A 16,354-nucleotide genomic window follows, 5' to 3' on the forward strand; every position below is an offset into this window, starting at 1 on the left:
CGCCTGGTCGGCCGCGGCCAAGGCGTCATCCTCGGGCCACTCGACCGATCGGGTCCTACGCATATCACTTGTGCGGATAAAAATAGCAACAGGGCATTGCTGATATCTCAGCTCGCTCGTACTGTGATCCCAGTCGCACGTTGAGCGAAGGAGATCCAGTGCCCCCCAGTCACGATCCTCGACCGGCCGGCTGGCGAGTCGGCGCCGACATCGGCGGCACGTTCACCGATGTCATCGCGCTGGGTCCGGGCGGCGAGCTCGTCCCGATGAAGGTCCTGTCCACCCCGCCCGACTACGGCGCCGGCGTGGTGGCGGCGACCACCGGAGTGCTCTCGCTGGCCGGGGCGCACCCGGAGGCGGTGATCGCGATGCTGCACGGCACGACGGTCGCCACCAACGCGATCCTGTCGATGAACGGCGTCCGCACGGCGGTGGTCACCACCCGCGGTTTCCGCGACGTGCTGGAGATCGGGCGGCTGCGCCGCCCGGTGCTGTACGACCTGTCGTGGTCCAAGCCCGAGCCCCTGGCCCGGCGGCGGCACCGGCACGAGCTCGACCAGCGCATCACCGCCGACGGACGCCTCGACCCGCCGGCCGCCGAGGACGAGATCGGCGCCCTGGCCGAGCGCCTGCGCGCCGACGGGATCGAGGCCGTGGCCGTGTGCCTGCTCAACTCCTACGTCCGCCCCGACGAGGAGCGGCGGGTCGCCGAGCTGCTGCGGGCCGCGCTGCCCGGCGTGTACGTCACGGCGTCGGTCGACGTCTCGCCCCAGCCGCACGAGTTCGAACGCATGAGCACCGCGACGGTCAACGCCTACGTCGGCCCCACCGTGCACGGTTACCTCACCCGTCTGGAGGCGGGGCTGCGGGCGGCGAAGGTGCGCGCGCCCCTGCTGGTCATGCAGTCCAGCGGCGGGCTGCTCGACGCGGCCTCCGTCGCGCGGCGGCCGGTGCAGATCATCGAATCCGGGCCCGCGGCCGGCGTCACCGCCGTGCAGAAGCTGGCCCAGCTGATGGGCCTGTCCACGGTGGTCGCGTTCGACATGGGCGGGACCACCGCGAAGGCGTCCCTGATCGAGCACGGCGAGCCGTTCGTCTCGGCCGACTACGAGGTCGGCGGGGGGATGAACGGCGCGCGCGGCCTCAGCTCCGGCGCCGGGTACCCGGTGCGGGCGCCGTCCATCGACATCGCCGAGGTCGGCTCCGGAGGCGGCAGCGTCATCTCCGTCGACGCCGCGGGCGCGCTGCACGTGGGGCCGGTCAGCGCCGGCTCGCGTCCCGGCCCGGCCTGTTACGGCCAGGGCGGCGAGCTGCCGACCCTGACCGACGCCAACGTCACGCTCGGATACCTCAGCCCGGACGCCCTCGCCGGCGGCCGGGTGGCGATCCACCCCCAGCTTGCCGTGAAGGCGCTGTCGCCGGTCGCCGAACGGCTCGGCGACGACGTGGCGGGCGCCGCGCGCGGCGCGTACCAGGTGGCGGTGTCCAGCATGACGACCGCGGTCAAGGCGGTGACCAGCGAACGGGGCCGGGACCCCCGCGAGGCCACCATGGTCGCCTTCGGCGGGGCCGGCCCGCTCTACGCCGCCGCCCTGGCCCGCGAGCTGGGGATCTCCACCGTGATCGTGCCCGTCTATCCGGGGCTGTTCAGCAGCCTGGGCCTGCTCGTGGCCGACACCGAACGCCAGGAGCTCACCCCGTACCGGTCCGGGTTCGCCGACGTGGGCGCGCTCGCGGCGGAGTTCGCGCGGCTGTCCGCCCAGGTGCGCGAGGAGCTCGGGGCCGAGGCCGTCGTGGACCGCCTCCTGGACATGCGCTACCGCGGCCAGCGGTTCGAGCTGCGGATCCGGGTGCCCGACGGCGACCTCACCGAGGACCTGCTCGCCGAGACGCGGGCGCGCTTCCACGCCGAGCACCGGCGCACCTACGGCCGGGCCGGCGCCGACGAGCTGGTGGAGCTGGTCAACCTCCGCGTACGAGGCCGGCTGCCCACCCCGGTGTCGATCGCGGACGTGCTGAGCCTTCCCCTCGCCGACGCCGGCGAGCCCACCACCCGCGAATGCCGGTTCGCCGAGACCGTGTCCACGCCCGTCGTCGCCCGCTCCGCCCTCGGCCCGGAGCCCGTCGAAGGACCGATGGTCGTGGAGGACATGGACGCCACCACCCTGGTCCCGCCCGGCGCGCGGGTGCACCGCGACCGCTTCAACAACATCGTCATCACCTGGAGCGCCTCATGATCCGCGACGCCGTGACCTTCGAGGTCTTCCGCAACGCCGTCACCGGGCTCGCCGACGAGATGGCGATCACGATCCTGCGCACGGCGCACTCCCAGCTCGTGGCGTCCAGCATGGACTTCTCCGCAGCTCTGTGCGACGCCCGCGGCCGCGTGATCGCCCAGGCCAACACCCTGCCGGTGCACCTCGGGTCCATCCCGGACGCGATGGAGGCGATCCTCGGCGAGTTCGGCGACCGGCTCCGGCCGGGGGACGTCTACCTGCTCAACGACCCGTCCCTGGGCGGCATGCACCTGCCCGACATCTTCGCGGTCGCCCCGGTCTTCGCCGGGCGGGACCTGCTGGGCTTCGCGGTCACGGTCGTCAACCACACCGACGTCGGCGGCTGGGCGGCCGGTTCGATGGCCGTGCAGTCGACCAGCATCTTCGCCGAGGGGCTGCAGATCCCGCCGTCGTGCCTGGTCGAGGCGGGCACGGTGAACGAGACGTTCCTGCGGCTGATCCTGCGCAACGTCCGCGAGCCCGAGCTGCTGCGCGGCGACCTGGAATCCCAGCTCGCGGCCTGCCACACCGGGGCCGAGGGGCTGCGCGCCCTGGCCGCGCGGCACGGCGTCGAAGGTCTCGCCGGCCTCGTCGACGAGCTGCTCGACTACTCCGAGACCCTGCTGCGCGCCGCGCTGGCCGAGGCCGTCCCCGGCTCCTACGAGTTCCTCGACCACATCGACGACGACGGCCTCGGGTCCGGGCCGATCCCGATCCGGGTGCGGGTCACGCTGTCCGCGGCCGGGATCGAGCTCGACTTCACCGGCTCCTCGCCGCAGGTGGACTCAGCGCTCAACGCGACGGCCTCGTTCACCCGTTCGGCCGCCTACGCCGCCCTGCAGGGCGTCCTGGCCTCCGACATCCCGGCCAACAGCGGCTTCTACCGGCCGTTCAGCTTCGTCATCCCGGAGGCGTCCATCCTCAACGGGCGGCGTCCGTCCGCGCGCGGCGCCCGCGGGCTCGTCGGCTTCCGGATCATCGACGCGGTGCTCGGGGCGCTCGCCCCGGTCTTCCCGGACCGGGTGCCGGCCGCGGGGGAGGGCGGGCCCGACGGGATCGCGATCGGCCTCGTCGGCCCGGACGGGGAGTCCATGGTGCTGTGGGATCCGCTGGCCGGAGCCTGGGGCGCCCGTCCCGACCGCGACGGCGTGGACGGGATCAGCTCCCTGGGCGCCAACCTGACGAACACGCCGGTCGAGGAGCTGGAACGCTCCGGCCACATCCGCATCGACGGTTACGGCTACCTGCCCGACAGCGGCGGAGCGGGCCGCTGGCGCGGCGGCCTGGCCACCTTCCGGGACATGACGCTGCTGGCGCCCGAGGCCAGGGTGCAGATCCGGTCGGACCGGCGCACCTTCCTGCCGTACGGGCTGGCCGGCGGCGCCCAGGGCAGCCCGTCGCTCAACGTGCTCGACCCCGGCGGGCCCGGTGAACGCCTGCTGGAGTCCAAACCGCACTTCGTGATGACGGCGGGAACCCGCCACCGGCACGTGACCGCCGGCGGCGGCGGCCACGGCGTCCCGTTCGAGCGCGTCCCCGAACTCGTCCTCGAAGACGTCCTCGACGGCAAGGTGACCCGCGAGGGAGCCGAACGGGACTACGGCGTCGTGATCACCCCGGACGGCGCGATCGACGCCGACGCCACCGCCGGGCTGCGCGGCCGGGCGCGCTGAAGGGCGCTCCCGGCCCCGACGAACACGCGCGCCCGGCACCTGGTCGAGCTCGGGCCCGCGCGGCACCCCCACCCCCCTGACCGATTGGAACCCCCCATGAGTTCGAACGTCGCGACCCCCCGGAGCACCGTCTCGCCCCAAACGTGGCGCAAGGTGGGCATCCGGATCATGCCCCTGGTCGGCCTCGCCTACGTGGCGAGCTACATCGACCGCGCCAACGTCGGCTACATCGCCGCCCCCATGTCACGGGACCTGGGCCTCGGCAGCAGCCAGATCGGCCTGGCCGCCGGCCTGTTCTTCATCGGCTACGTCCTGTTCGAAGTGCCGAGCAACATGATGCTGAGCCGGTTCGGCGCGCGGAAGTGGATCGCCCGGATCATGATCACGTGGGGGCTGGTCACGGCCGCGACCGCCGCCGTGAACTCCGCCGCCACGCTGTTCGTCGCGCGGCTCCTGCTCGGGTTCGCCGAGGCCGGCCTGGCCGCCGGCATCCTGCTCTACCTGACGTTCTGGTTCCCGCGGCGCCAGCGTTCCTGGGCGCTGTCGGCCTTCATCGTGATGATCCCGCTGTCCTCGATCATCGGCTCTCCGCTGGCCGCCGCGCTGCTGGAGTGGGGCCAGAACCTGTTCGGCATCGCGGGCTGGCGGGCGCTGTTCCTGGTCGAGGGCGTCCTGACGGTCGTCGTCAGCGTCCTGATCTTCCTCTTCCTGCCCGACCGCCCGGCGGACGCCCGGTGGCTCGACGACGAGGAGAAGGCCGCCATCGAGAAGATCCTGGCCGACGAGGCCGCCGAGCAACGCGCCCACGGCGCGCTCACCGGGCTGCGCCAGGCGCTGACCAGCGGCCGGGTCTGGGCGATGGCCGTGACGTGGTTCTCGATCGCGTTCGGGCTCTACCCGCTGCAGTTCTTCCTGCCCACGATGATCAGGTCCATCACGCAGAGCGTCGGCGACTCCGCCGACGTCAGCAGCGTGCTGCTGTCCGCGATCCCCTACGTGGTGGCCGCGGTCGCGCTCCTGCTCTGGGCCCGTTTCGCCGCGCGCCGGACGGCGGTGACGGCCACGGCCGTGCCGATGGCCCTCGGCGCGGTGGGCCTGCTCCTGGCGACCTTCACCAGCAGCGGCACCCTGTTCGTGCTCGCGGTCTGCCTGAGCGTCGCCGGGATCATCACCGCCATGCCGCAGTTCTGGCGGATCCCGGCGATCGGCCTGACCGAGGCCGCCGCCGCCTCCGGCATCGCCCTGATCAACTCCGTCAGCAACGTCAGCGGATTCATCGGTCCCTACTTCACCGGGACCATCGGGTCCGCGACCGGCAGCTTCACCTACGCGCTGCTGGCCATCGCGATCATCATGGCCGCCGGCCTGGTCGTCCTGCTCACCGCGGGACGCCGGATGGAGCGGCTGGACGGGAGCCTGTCATGACCGCCGCCCACCGCCCGGGAGGGACGACGTGAACGCCGCGCTGCTGGACCGGCTCCGGACCGAGCTGGACGACCGCCGCGCGACCACCGGCCTCCGGCGCGACCTCGTGGTCTCGGGCGCCCAGGGGCCGACGCTCGGCGTGGACGGCGAGCGGCTGGTGAACCTGGCCTCCAACGACTACCTCGGGCTCGCCGGCGACCCGGAGGTCCTCGGCACGGCACGGCGGGCGCTGCGCGACATGGGGCTCGGGGTCACGGCCGGACGGGTGCTCTGCGGCACCCGGGCGATCCACGGCGAGCTGGAGGCGGCCGTCGCCGAGCTGGTCGGCGCCGAGGACGCCGTGCTGCACACCTCGTGCTTCGACGCCAACCTCGGCCTGTTCGACGCCCTGCTCGGCCCGCAGGACGTCGTGCTCAGCGACGCGCTCAACCACGCCAGCCTGATCGACGGCATCCGCCTCGCGCGGGCCGGCCGGCGCGTCTTCGCCCACGCCGACCTCGACGAGCTGGACCGCCTGCTCGCCGAGCACGCCGGCGCGCGCCACCGGCTCATCGTCACCGACGGCGTCTTCAGCATGGACGGCGACCTCGCCGCGCTGCCCCGGCTCTGCGAGCTGGCCGAGCGCCACGACGCCGTGCTCGTGGCGGACGACTCGCACGCCACGGGCGTGCTGGGCGCGACAGGGGCGGGCACCGCCGAGCACTTCGGGCTGGCGGGCCGCGTGGACGTGCTGACGGGGACGCTCGGCAAGGCGCTCGGCGCCGGATCAGGAGGTTTCGTGGCCGGTCCCCGCGCGGTCGTCGAGACGCTGCGCCAGCGCTCGCGGCCCTACATCTTCACCAACGCCATGGCCCCGGCGCTGGCCGCGGCCGCGCTGGCGGCGATCCGCATCGCGCGGGAACGTCCCGAGCTGCGCGAACGCCTGACGGCCAACGCCGACTGGCTGCGCGGGGCGCTGCGCGACCTCGGCTACGAGGTGCCGCCCGGGGAGCATCCGATCATCCCCGTGATGCTGCGCGGCGGCACGCGGGCCGCCGACGTGGCGGCGGCGCTGCGCCGCGAGGGCGTCCTGGTCTTCGCGCTCTCCCATCCCGTCGTCCCGGCGGGCGAGGAGCGCATCCGGGTGCAGGTCTCGGCCTCGCACACGCCCGGCCAGCTCGAACAGGCGGCCGCCGCCTTCGGCCGGGCGCGTTCCGTCCTGGTGGACTCATGAGCGCCGGGGGGCTGCGGGCGCCCACCAGCGCCGACGGCGGCGAGCTGGCGGGCCGGGTCGCGATCGTGACCGGCGGGGCCGGCGGCATGGGCCTGGCCGCGGCGCACGCGCTGGCCCGCCGCGGCGCGACCGTCGCGGTGTTCGACCCCGCCGCGCCGGACCCGGGGGAGCTGGCGGCGACGCTGGAGGTGACGGCGGACCGCGTCCATTCGGTCGCGGTGGACGTCACGGACGGCGACCGGGTCCAGCGCGCGTTCGCCGAGCTGCTGGGGGAGCGGGCGCGGCTGGACATCCTGGTCAACGCCGCGGGCATCGCGCCGCCGACCGCGTTCGAGGACATCACCCCGGCCGAGTGGGAACGGGTGCTCGCGGTCAACGTGATCGGGACGGCCCTGTGCTGCCGGCAGGCGCTGCCCGCGATGCGCGGCGGCGGCTGGGGGCGCATCGTCAACTTCTCCTCCACCGCCGGCAAGACCGTCAGCACCGCCGCGGGCGCCCACTACACGGCGGCCAAGCACGGCGTCCTCGGGCTGACCCGGCACCTGGCCAAGGACTACGGGCCCGACGGGATCACGGTGAACGCCGTCTGCCCTGGGCTCATCGACACCCCGATGGCCCGCGCCCTGCTGCCTGGCCGGGCCCTCGAACAGGCCACCCGCCCCTTCCCGGTGCCCCGCGCCGGGCAGCCCTGGGAGGTCGCCGAGCTCGTGGCGTTCCTCGCCTCGGACCGCGCGGCGTACATCACCGGGGCGGCCATCGACATCAACGGCGGCGACCTGATCGTCTGACGCGGCGCCGCACCCAGCATCCCCATGAAAAGGACGAAACCTCTGTGAGCACACGAACAGTCAGGATGATCCAGCACCGGATCGGCGGCCACGAGACCGCGGGCCAGTCGATCCGGACCGCCCCGGTGTGGAACCCCGCGACCGGCGAGCACCAGGCGGACGTGCTGCTGGCCGAGCCCGCCGACGTCGAGGCCGCGGTGCGGGCGGCGCGCGCCGCGCTGCCGGACTGGGCCGACACGTCCGTCACGCGGCGGTCGCGGCTGATGTTCGCCTTCCGCAATCTGGTCGCCGGACATCTCGACGAGCTCGCCCGGCTGGTCTCCGCCGAGCACGGCAAGGTCCTGGACGACGCCCGGGGCGAGCTCGTCCGCGGCCTGGAGGTGATCGACTTCGCCTGCGGGATCCCGCAGCTGCTCAAGGGGGAGTACTCCGACCAGGTCTCGACCGACGTCGACCTGTTCTCCTTCCGGCAGCCGGTCGGCGTCTGCGCGGGGATCACGCCGTTCAACTTCCCGGCGATGGTGCCGCTGTGGATGCATCCGATCGCGATCGCGACCGGCAACACGTTCGTCCTCAAGCCCTCCGAACGCGACCCGTCGGCGTCCAACCTCATCGCCGAGCTCTACGCCGAGGCCGGTCTGCCCGACGGCGTCTTCAACGTCGTCCACGGCGACAAGGTCGCGGTCGACGCGATCCTCGACCACCCGGACATCGCCGCGGTGTCGTTCGTCGGATCGACGCCGATCGCGCGGTACGTGTACGAGCGGGCGACCGCCGCGGGCAAGCGGGTGCAGGCGCTCGGCGGCGCCAAGAACCACGCCGTCGTGCTGCCGGACGCCGACCTCGACCACGCCGCCGACCATCTGATCGCGGCCGGGTACGGCTCGGCGGGCCAGCGCTGCATGGCGATCTCGGTCGCCGTCGCGGTGGGCGACGTGGCCGAGCCGCTGGTCAAGCTCATGCGCGAGAAGGCGCAGGCGATCAAGGTCGGCCCGGGGCTGGAGGCCGGGGCGGAGATGGGCCCGGTCGTGTCACCGGAGGCACTCGACCGGATCAGGGCCGCCATCGGCTCCGGCGTCGCCGCGGGCGCCGACCTTGTGCTGGACGGCCGCGAGCTCGACCTCCCAGGGGACGGCTTCTTCGTCGGCCCGACCCTGTTCGACCACGTCACTCCCGACATGGACGTCTACCGGGAGGAGATCTTCGGCCCCGTGCTCGTCGTCGTGCGCGTCGGCTCGCTCGATGAGGCGATCGACCTGATCAACCGCAACAGCCTGGCCAACGGCACGGCGATCTTCACCGCCGGCGGCCACGCGGCCCGCCGCTTCCAGCGTTCGGTGCAGGCCGGGATGGTCGGCGTCAACGTGCCGGTCCCGGTGCCCATGGCGTTCCACTCGTTCGGCGGCTGGAAGCAGTCGCTGTTCGGCGGCCATCACATGCACGGCCCCGAGGGCGTCGCGTTCTACACCCGCGCGAAGGCCGTCACCGTCCGGTGGCCCGAGGAGACCGGGGACGGCCCGCGACCGCGCGGCGACCTGTCCTTCCCGACGGCGGTCTGACCGGCGGCCGGGCCCCGGCACCGCATCCGGGGCCCGGCCGCCACGCCTCGGCGCGTACCGGCTAGGCCGGCGGACGCGCGGCGGGCAGCTCGATGTGCGCCCTGCTCACGGACGTGCTCTTGGCCAGCACCTGGAGCAGGTCCCGGCGCACGCGCTCGCACCGCGCGCGCATCGCCTCCCGGGCGGCGGCGGCGTCCCGGTCGCGCAGCGCCTCGAAGACGGCGCCCAGCTCGCCGGGCGGGCTCGCGATGCCGGGATCGATCAGCGCGGCCATCCGCAGCACCCGTTCCAGCTCGTCGAGCACGTCGACGATCGACTTGCCGAGGCGGGGGTTGCCGCTGAAATTCGCGATGATCCCCTCGAACTCGATGCCCGCCTGCAGCGACTCCTCCTGCTCGACCTCGCCGGCGGCGAGCGCGAGGGGGACCTTGGACAGCGCTTCGAGCCGTTCGAGGGCCGGCGCGGTGACGCCGAGGCGCGCCGCCGCCGCGGCGGCCTCGCCCGACAGCAGCGTACGAAGGCCGCACAGGGCGTCGGTGTCCTGGAGCGTGATCGGGCTGACGACGTAGCCCGCGCGCGGGAGCGCGGTCACGAGCCCGTCGCGCCTCAACCGCGCGAGCGCCTCGCGCACCGGCGTCTTGCTGATGCGCCACTGCTCGGCGAGCGACGACTCGGTGAAACTGCTGCCGGGCGGTAGCGTCAGATCGATGATCTGCCGCCTGATCGCCCGATATGCCTGACTCGTACGATCGAGGCTGCTCTCGTCCCTGCCGACCAGCAGCAGCGCGGGGATGTGCGGCGTTCCGCTGATCACGCCATGGATGTCGGACATCCGTTAAGAATATCAACTTCTGGCGTTGATACAGCAGCTCCGCTCGCGTCCGGAGAATAGAGATATTTATTCTTGTCGCTGATATCTCAATGTGCCATGCTTCGTCCATGCAGCGACGCACCTCGAATCCCTGGGTCCTGCCCGCCGCGAGCGACTTCCCGGCGCTGGGGGCGATGAGCACCCGCGCCCGCGCCGATCGCGGCGCACGCGACGGCGTGCGGATGCTCTCCCTGGTCGGCGCCCCGGTCCTGCCCATGCCCGAGCACGTACGCCGGGCGGTCGCGGCGGCCATGGACGAGCCCGACCCGCGCGACACCCGCGGCCTGCCGGAACTGCGCGCCGCGATCGCCGCCGAACTGCGGAGCGAGCACGGCCTGCGGGTCGATCCCGAGCGTCGCCTGCTGATCACCCACGGCGCGATGCAGGGACTGTCCCTCGTGCTGCGCACGGTGCTCGCCCCGGGCGACGAGGTGATCGTGCCGACCCCCACCTACTTCTTCGACGGCGCCGTCCGCGAGGCCGGCGCGACGCCCGTGCGGGTGCCGTCCCGCGAGAGCGACGGCTGGGCGATCGACCTGGACGGCCTGGAGGCCGCCGTCACCAGCCGCAGCCGGGCCGTGCTGCTGTGCAACCCGACCAACCCGACCGGCTACCTCCCCGACGCCGCGACCCTCGCCGCCGTGGTCGACCTCGCCGCACGCCACGGGCTGCTCGTCATCTCCGACGACTCCTGGCAGCACTTCACCTACGACGGCCACCGGTACCACCCGGTGGAGGCGTTCGCCGACCGCTGGCCGCATCTGGTCACCGTCACCAGCCTCAGCAAGTACTACGCGCTGGCGAGCTGGCGGCTGGGCTACGTCCTGGCGCCGCCGCCGGTCATCGACGCGCTCAACCGCCGCTTCGAGTGGGAGGCGGTGTGCTGCGGAGCGGTCCCGCAGCGGGCCGCGGTCGCCGCCCTCACCGGCCCGCGCGACTGGCTCGACCAGGCGCTCGCCGGCTACCAGGCCAAGCGCGACCTGGTCTGCGACGGCATCGCCGCGAGCGGCCTCGGCCGGCCCGTGCCGCCGATGGGCGGCGCCTTCCTGCTCGCCGACTGCTCGCGCCTCGGCGACACCCCGGCCGCCATCGACCGCGCACTCCTGCGCAACGGCATCGCGACGGTCCGCGGCGCCGACATGCACGCTCCGGACACCCATGTCCGCATCACCTTCGGCTCCGACGAGCGCACGCTCGGCGAGCTGATCCGCGGCCTCGAACAGGCATGCCGTCAGTCCTGACCCGACCGGGAGCGCTCGTTGCCGACGCCGCTACCACCGGCAGGTTCGGTCGATCGCCGTCTCAGGAGTCGAGCACGGCGGCGACGGCCTCGATCTCCACCAGTTGATTCTCATAGCCCAGCACCGTGACGCCCACCAATGTGCTGGGAACGTCGTGATCGCCGAAGAAGGCCCGGACCACCGCCCAGGCGGCTCCCAGGTCCTGCTGCCTGCTGGACGCCACGAGAACCCTGGTGCTGATGACGTCCTGCAGGGTTGCGCCGGAGTCCGTCAGGGCGGTCTGCATGTTCTCAAGAGCCTTCGCTGCCTGGCCTGCGTAGTCTCCGACCGCGGCCGTGGATCCGTCCTGGTTCAGGGGGCAGGCTCCGGCGAGGAAGATCAGGCGAGATCCGGCGGGCGCCGTGGCCGCGTAGGCGTACTGGGCGACGTCGGACAAAGAGGACGAACGGATCAACGTAACGGCACGGCCCATGGGCGTTTCCCCTCGACTCGAGCAAGAATGCGGCCACCCTGCCAAAGGATCTTTCGATGCGCCACAGGTTTATCCGGCCTGCGCCAGGCGGGTCGCGGTGCGGACGAGGTCGGCGACGGCCTTGGACCTGCTGTGCGGCGGCCAGGCGATGACGGTCGTGACGGCCAGGGCGTCCGGCACCGGCACGATGGCGTAGTCGTCGCGTAGCTGTTCCCGGAGCGACTCGGGGACGACGGCGCAGGCCAGTCCGAGCGCGATCAGCTGGAACAGCTGGGTATGGTCGCGCACCTGCGGGCCGGGGCCGTCCGGATGGCCGCCATCGCGTCCGGGCCAGCGCGGCAGGGGCAGGTCCGTCAGGGCGTTGACCTCGGCCGACGACAGGTGCGCCCGGCCGGCGAGTGGATGGCCCTTGGGCAGGACCACCACCTGCCGTTCGGTGTGCAGTTCCTCGGTGTCGAGTCCGGCCGTCGTGTCGTAGGGCCGGTGGAGCAGCGCCACGTCGGTACGCCCGGTGCGCAGCAGACCCTCCGGCTCGCCCGGCCCGCACAACATCACCTCGACCGGCACCGAGCCCGGTTCGGCGGCGTAGGCGTGCAGCAGCTTCGACAGCAGTTCCCTGGACGCTCCGGCCTTGGTCGCCAGGACCACACCGGGCCGGTCGGCCGCGGCGCGGCGGGTGCGGCGCTCGGCGGCTTCGACCGCGTCGAGCGCGAGCCGGGCCTCCCGCAGCAGCACCGACCCGGCCTCGGTCAAGGCGACCGCGCGGGCGTCGCGGTGCAGGAGAACGACCCCGAGCCGCCGTTCCAGTCGCTGGATCGCCCGCGACAGCGGTGGCTGCGCCATCGAGAGCCGTTGCGCCGCCCGCCCGAAGTGCAACTCCTCGGCCACGGCGACGAAGTACCGCAGCTCCCGCGTCTCCACGAGCTCATCGTATCCAGCGCTGACCACGGCCGATACCCGTGAGGTATCGCCGTCCACCTGACCGGTCTTGGACGCCCCGCCCGAGTCCGCAACATGATCGACGGCATGAGTGAACAGACGATCGCGCTGGTGACCGGCGCGAACAAGGGAATCGGATACGAGATCGCGGCAGGGCTGGGCGCGCTCGGCTGGCGGATCGGCGTGGGCGCGAGGGATCGGCATCGTCGTGACACCGCGGTCGAGAAGCTGCGCGCGGCCGGGGTCGACGCGTTCGGCGTGCCGCTCGACGTCACCGACGACGAGAGTGTCGCCGCCGCGGCCGAGCTGATCGCCGGCCAGGCCGGAGGGCTCGACGTCCTGGTCAACAATGCCGCGATCACCGGACGCATGCCGCAGACGCCGACCACGGTCGAGCCCGCGACCGTGCGAGCCGTCGTGGAGACCAACGTGATCGGCGTCATCCGGGTCACCAACGCGATGCTGCCGATGTTGCGCGACTCGGCGTCGCCGCGGATCGTCAACATGTCCAGCAGCGTCGGCTCGCTCGGCCTGCAGACCACCCCCGGCATCGACATAGGCCCCGTTCCCGTCGCCTACCTGGCCTCGAAGACCTTCCTCAACGCCGTCACCGTCCAGTACGTCAAGGAACTGAGCGACACCGGCATCCTGATCAACTCCGGGTGTCCGGGCTTCACCGCCACCGACCTGAACGGCTTCCAGGGCGTCCGCACGCCGCAACAGGGTGCGGCCATCGCCATTCGCCTCGCGACCCTGCCCGACGACGGCCCGACCGGCGGATTCTTCGACGACGCCGGAAACGTGCCCTGGTGACAGCCGCACCTCGACGAGGTCGTCCGGCCGGTGCCCGGGAGCGGGCTCAGCTGAAGGCCGCGGCGTTGCGGGCCGCCCAGTCGGCGTAGGCGCGGGGCTCGTCGCCGGTCAGTTCCCGCACGGCCGGTGACACGTCCGCGGCCCTGCCGACGAACGAGGCGAACAGGGTGAGGACCGAGTCCACGACCGCCGCCGGGGTGTGCGCGATCATCTGCTCGCGCGCCTGCTCGGGAGACAGTTCCTCCAGACGCAGGTCGCGGCCCAGGACCTCGCCGAGGATCCGGACCCGGTCGGCCGTCGTCAGCGAGGCGGGCCCGCTCAGCTCGTACGCCTTGCCCGCGTGGCCGTCGTCGAGCAGCGTCCGCGCGGCCACCGCGGCGATGTCGCGTTCGTCGATCGGCGCGGTGGCGGCCTCGGCGAACGGAGCGCGCACCACGCCGCCGTTCCTGACGCCGGGCGCCCACCGCAGGTCGTTCGCCATGAAAGCGCCGGGACGCAGGAACGTCCACGGCAGCCCCGACCCGGCCACGGCCCGCTCGTGTTCGGCGTGGGCGCTGCCCAGCACGCCGGCCTGCTTCATGGTCACCGCCAGCGCGGACAGCAGCACCACGTGCCCGAGGCCGGCCCTCGCGGCCTCGCGCAGGAAGCCGTCCACCTGGCCGGCGGCCGGGAGCAGGAACGCGCGGTCCGCACCCCGCAACGCGACCCGCAGATCCTCCGCCCGCGACATGTCGGCTTTGACCACTTCCACGCCGTCGGGCAGGCCGGCCCGCTCGGGAGCGCGGCTGATCGCCCGGACCTGCTCGCCCGCCCCGAGCAGCAGCTCCACCAGATGACGCCCGACGTTACCCGTGGCGCCTGTCACCAGAATCACGTCTACCTCACTTCGGATATCCGAACTGTTTGGATATGGGCACTGTATCCTTTGACCGTGACGGACCCCGTTTCGCCCCCGCGACTGCCACGGCCCGAGGAGGTCAGGGAAGCCCTTGGCTTCGTACCCCTGGTGGAGGCGTACTTCCGGCGGGCCCAGGCCGAGATGCCGGACCGGATGCGGGAGATCTTCCGCAGCCACGGGCTCACCGGCAGGCACGGCGCGGTCATCCCGCAGCTCACCGTCGAGCCGTCGCTCAGCGTGAGCGAGCTGGCCGACCGGATGGGCATGTCGCTGCCGACCGCGAGCGAGCTGGTGGGCGACCTCAGCCGGGCCGGCCTGGTCGAACGCCGGGAGGATCCGGCCGACCGCCGCCGTACCCTGGTGTCGCTGGCCCCTGATCATCGGGCCATGGTCGAGGGGTTCGTCGCCCTGCGCGCCGCGCCGCTGCTGCGCGTTCTGGACAGCCTCTCGCCGTCGGACCGGCAGGGGTTCGTGGCGGGGCTGATCGCGTGGGCACACGAGGTGCGCAACTGGTGACGTGCGGTCCGGCGCTATGAAGGGGTCGCGCAGCGGGTGGCGAGGCCGTCCAGGAGGCAGTCGAGGCCGAAGGTGAAGCGTCGCTCGCTCTCGCGTTCGACGTCGATCTCGCCCGTGGCGGCCATCCGGCCGGCCAGCGTCGGGTGGCGTTCGGCGACCTGGCGCAGGTAGTCGGCCGCCTGCTCGTCCCAGCCGGAGCCGGTCCCGCTCATGCGGGCCAGCGTGTCGCGCCAGGCGACCTCCGCGATGACCGCGCCGACCACGTGGTCGTTGACGGCGGCCATGGCGGCGTCGAGGTCGGGGCCGGCGAACCCGGCGTGCTCCAGCAGGCGCAGCCCGGTCTCGGCCAGGGCGAGCGCGTTCGGGCCGAGGTTGGGCCTGACGGTCAGCTCGGACAGGGCCCACCGGTGGCGCAGCAGCATGGCGCGGTTGCTGCGGGCCAGCGCCGCCAGGCCGTCCCGCCAGCCGGACGTGCCGGGGCCGGCGCGCACCTCGCCCAGCACGCGGTCGAGGGCCAGTTCCAGCAGGTCGTCCTTGGTGTGGACGTACCAGTACAGCGACCCGGCGGTCACCCCCAGCTCGGTGGCGACGCGGCGCATCGACAGCCCGCGGTGACCCTCGGCGTCGAGGACGGCGACCGCCACCTCGACGATCCGCTCGCGGGTGAGCTGGCGGTCGCGCGGCGGCCGCTCGGGACGCAGCCACACGGACCCGCCGGGAGACTCTGACGACGGCACGCGATCACCCTACCCGCCTTGACGTCGCCTTCCCTCTCCCTATACAACGTTCAAGAGTGTTGAACGCTGTTCAAGGAGGAGTCGGATGCCCGCCCTGATGTTCCGCCCGAACGGCCCGCTGCCGGGCGAGGTGCACGTGACCGCGCTCGGCCCCGAGTCCGGGCCGCCGGCGCTCTTCGTGCACGGCTCCACGTGCTGGGGCGACGACCCGGTGTACGGGTTCGCGGCGCAAGGCCCGCTGGCCGGCCGGTTCCGCTTGCTGCTGATGGACCGCCGCGGCTACGGCGGCAGCCCGGACGCCGGGGACAGGTTCCCCGGCGACTACCTGGCCGACGCCGACGACGTCGCCGAACTCCTCGGCGCGGGCGCGCACCTGGTCGCCCACTCCTACGGCGCCGTCGGAGCCATGATCGCGGCGGCGCGGCGGCCGGAGGCGGTGCGCTCGCTCACTCTGATCGAGCCGGGCGGCTACCAGGCCGCCGCCGACCACCCCGCCGTGGCCGAGGCGCTGCGCGTCAACCGTGCCGCCTACGCCGAGCTGCCCGACCTGACGCCCGAGGAGTGGCTGCGGGCCGCCGCCGGCTCGACCGGCATGCCGGAGCCAGGCACGGGCGATCGGCGGCTGCGCGCCGCCGCCACGGCACTGCGCGAACGCGTCTGCTGGGAGGCCGGCCTCCCGCTGCCGGCGCTGCGGGCGGCGTCCTTCCCCAAGCTGGTCGTCTCGGGCACCTGGGAGGACGCCCCGGGGCCGTATCGGGAGCGCGGCGGCGTCCCTCTCATGGCCTGCGCGCGGGTCACGGCCGAGCGCATCGGCGCCCGGCACGAGCAGGTGCCGGGCAGCGCCCACTATCCGCACGTCGAGGCGCCGGAGCGGCTGAACGCGCTGCTCACCGCCCTCTGGTCCGGCGCCTGACCGCCCCCGGAAGCGTCATG

At 73.2% G+C, this 16,354-nt stretch carries 15 protein-coding genes; 10 read left to right on the forward strand and 5 right to left on the reverse strand.

Annotated features, from left to right (window positions below; genetic code table 11):
• Positions 1–158: 158 nt before the first annotated feature.
• The 6 genes from ACIBQ8_RS05055 (at position 159) to ACIBQ8_RS05080 (ending at position 8,934) form a co-directional block, all read left to right on the forward strand.
• A complete protein-coding gene (locus ACIBQ8_RS05055; RefSeq protein ID WP_397191166.1) occupies positions 159–2,237 on the forward strand; it encodes a hydantoinase/oxoprolinase family protein in 2,079 nt (692 codons plus the stop codon).
• A complete protein-coding gene (locus ACIBQ8_RS05060) occupies positions 2,234–3,949 on the forward strand; it encodes a hydantoinase B/oxoprolinase family protein (RefSeq protein WP_397179915.1) in 1,716 nt (571 codons plus the stop codon). The genes ACIBQ8_RS05055 and ACIBQ8_RS05060 overlap by 4 nt, the downstream gene beginning before the upstream one ends.
• A gap of 96 nt (positions 3,950–4,045) precedes the next feature.
• Complete coding sequence (locus ACIBQ8_RS05065) at positions 4,046–5,374, forward strand: MFS transporter (protein ID WP_397191167.1); 1,329 nt, start codon at positions 4,046–4,048, stop codon at positions 5,372–5,374.
• A gap of 28 nt (positions 5,375–5,402) precedes the next feature.
• Positions 5,403–6,587, forward strand: coding sequence for a glycine C-acetyltransferase (locus ACIBQ8_RS05070; RefSeq protein ID WP_397191168.1), 1,185 nt, complete (start codon positions 5,403–5,405; stop codon positions 6,585–6,587).
• Positions 6,584–7,375 carry an SDR family NAD(P)-dependent oxidoreductase gene (locus tag ACIBQ8_RS05075; protein ID WP_397191169.1) on the forward strand — a complete coding sequence of 264 codons (792 nt, stop codon included), beginning with the start codon at positions 6,584–6,586 and terminating at the stop codon, positions 7,373–7,375. The genes ACIBQ8_RS05070 and ACIBQ8_RS05075 overlap by 4 nt, the downstream gene beginning before the upstream one ends.
• Positions 7,376–7,440: 65 nt before the next feature.
• Complete coding sequence (locus ACIBQ8_RS05080) at positions 7,441–8,934, forward strand: CoA-acylating methylmalonate-semialdehyde dehydrogenase (RefSeq protein WP_397179943.1); 1,494 nt, start codon at positions 7,441–7,443, stop codon at positions 8,932–8,934.
• Positions 8,935–8,995: 61 nt separating this feature from the next.
• Here the strand turns inward: ACIBQ8_RS05080 and ACIBQ8_RS05085 are convergent, their stop codons facing one another.
• A complete protein-coding gene (locus tag ACIBQ8_RS05085) occupies positions 8,996–9,766 on the reverse strand; it encodes a GntR family transcriptional regulator (protein WP_397179919.1) in 771 nt (256 codons plus the stop codon).
• A gap of 107 nt (positions 9,767–9,873) precedes the next feature.
• Between ACIBQ8_RS05085 and ACIBQ8_RS05090 the strand changes: the two genes are divergently transcribed.
• A complete protein-coding gene (locus ACIBQ8_RS05090) occupies positions 9,874–11,046 on the forward strand; it encodes a pyridoxal phosphate-dependent aminotransferase (protein ID WP_397191170.1) in 1,173 nt (390 codons plus the stop codon).
• Between the two features lie 61 nt (positions 11,047–11,107).
• Here ACIBQ8_RS05090 and ACIBQ8_RS05095 read toward each other — a convergent pair whose 3' ends face one another.
• Positions 11,108–11,518, reverse strand: a complete 411-nt coding sequence (locus tag ACIBQ8_RS05095) for a RidA family protein (protein ID WP_397179921.1) — start codon at positions 11,516–11,518, stop codon at positions 11,108–11,110.
• A gap of 69 nt (positions 11,519–11,587) precedes the next feature.
• Positions 11,588–12,439 (reverse strand): LysR family transcriptional regulator, encoded by an 852-nt coding sequence (locus tag ACIBQ8_RS05100; RefSeq protein ID WP_397191171.1) that lies wholly within the window; start codon positions 12,437–12,439, stop codon positions 11,588–11,590.
• A 105-nt stretch (positions 12,440–12,544) separates the two neighbouring features.
• Here ACIBQ8_RS05100 and ACIBQ8_RS05105 point away from each other — a divergent pair, with 105 nt between their 5' ends.
• A complete protein-coding gene (locus tag ACIBQ8_RS05105) occupies positions 12,545–13,270 on the forward strand; it encodes an SDR family oxidoreductase (RefSeq protein WP_397191172.1) in 726 nt (241 codons plus the stop codon).
• Positions 13,271–13,316: 46 nt separating this feature from the next.
• Here the strand turns inward: ACIBQ8_RS05105 and ACIBQ8_RS05110 are convergent, their stop codons facing one another.
• Positions 13,317–14,144 (reverse strand): SDR family oxidoreductase, encoded by an 828-nt coding sequence (locus ACIBQ8_RS05110; protein WP_397191173.1) that lies wholly within the window; start codon positions 14,142–14,144, stop codon positions 13,317–13,319.
• A 57-nt stretch (positions 14,145–14,201) separates the two neighbouring features.
• Between ACIBQ8_RS05110 and ACIBQ8_RS05115 the strand changes: the two genes are divergently transcribed.
• Positions 14,202–14,684, forward strand: a complete 483-nt coding sequence (locus tag ACIBQ8_RS05115) for a MarR family winged helix-turn-helix transcriptional regulator (RefSeq protein WP_397191174.1) — start codon at positions 14,202–14,204, stop codon at positions 14,682–14,684.
• A gap of 14 nt (positions 14,685–14,698) precedes the next feature.
• On the opposite strand, the gene ACIBQ8_RS05120 is transcribed toward ACIBQ8_RS05115, so the two are convergent.
• Positions 14,699–15,421: a TetR/AcrR family transcriptional regulator C-terminal domain-containing protein gene (locus ACIBQ8_RS05120; protein WP_397179926.1), complete on the reverse strand. Its 723-nt coding sequence runs from the start codon at positions 15,419–15,421 to the stop codon at positions 14,699–14,701.
• Positions 15,422–15,506: 85 nt separating this feature from the next.
• Between ACIBQ8_RS05120 and ACIBQ8_RS05125 the strand changes: the two genes are divergently transcribed.
• Positions 15,507–16,334, forward strand: a complete 828-nt coding sequence (locus tag ACIBQ8_RS05125; protein WP_397191175.1) for an alpha/beta fold hydrolase — start codon at positions 15,507–15,509, stop codon at positions 16,332–16,334.
• The last annotated feature ends 20 nt before the right edge of the window (positions 16,335–16,354 follow it).

The sequence above is a fragment of the Nonomuraea sp. NPDC049646 genome (assembly GCF_044465525.1).
In the GTDB taxonomy this organism is placed as follows: Bacteria; Actinomycetota; Actinomycetes; order Streptosporangiales; family Streptosporangiaceae; genus Nonomuraea.

Excerpts from the sequence above, each read along its gene's own strand:
- ACIBQ8_RS05060 (WP_397179915.1), top strand. The coding sequence starts at position 2,234 with ATGATCCGCGACGCCGTGACCTTCGAGGTCTTCCGCAACGCCGTCACC.
- ACIBQ8_RS05065 (WP_397191167.1), top strand. The coding sequence starts at position 4,046 with ATGAGTTCGAACGTCGCGACCCCCCGGAGCACCGTCTCGCCCCAAACG.
- ACIBQ8_RS05075 (WP_397191169.1), top strand. The coding sequence starts at position 6,584 with ATGAGCGCCGGGGGGCTGCGGGCGCCCACCAGCGCCGACGGCGGCGAG.
- ACIBQ8_RS05080 (WP_397179943.1), top strand. The coding sequence starts at position 7,441 with ATGATCCAGCACCGGATCGGCGGCCACGAGACCGCGGGCCAGTCGATC.
- ACIBQ8_RS05085 (WP_397179919.1), bottom strand. The coding sequence starts at position 9,766 with ATGTCCGACATCCATGGCGTGATCAGCGGAACGCCGCACATCCCCGCG.
- ACIBQ8_RS05090 (WP_397191170.1), top strand. The coding sequence starts at position 9,874 with ATGCAGCGACGCACCTCGAATCCCTGGGTCCTGCCCGCCGCGAGCGAC.
- ACIBQ8_RS05095 (WP_397179921.1), bottom strand. The coding sequence starts at position 11,518 with ATGGGCCGTGCCGTTACGTTGATCCGTTCGTCCTCTTTGTCCGACGTC.
- ACIBQ8_RS05105 (WP_397191172.1), top strand. The coding sequence starts at position 12,545 with ATGAGTGAACAGACGATCGCGCTGGTGACCGGCGCGAACAAGGGAATC.
- ACIBQ8_RS05125 (WP_397191175.1), top strand. The coding sequence starts at position 15,507 with ATGCCCGCCCTGATGTTCCGCCCGAACGGCCCGCTGCCGGGCGAGGTG.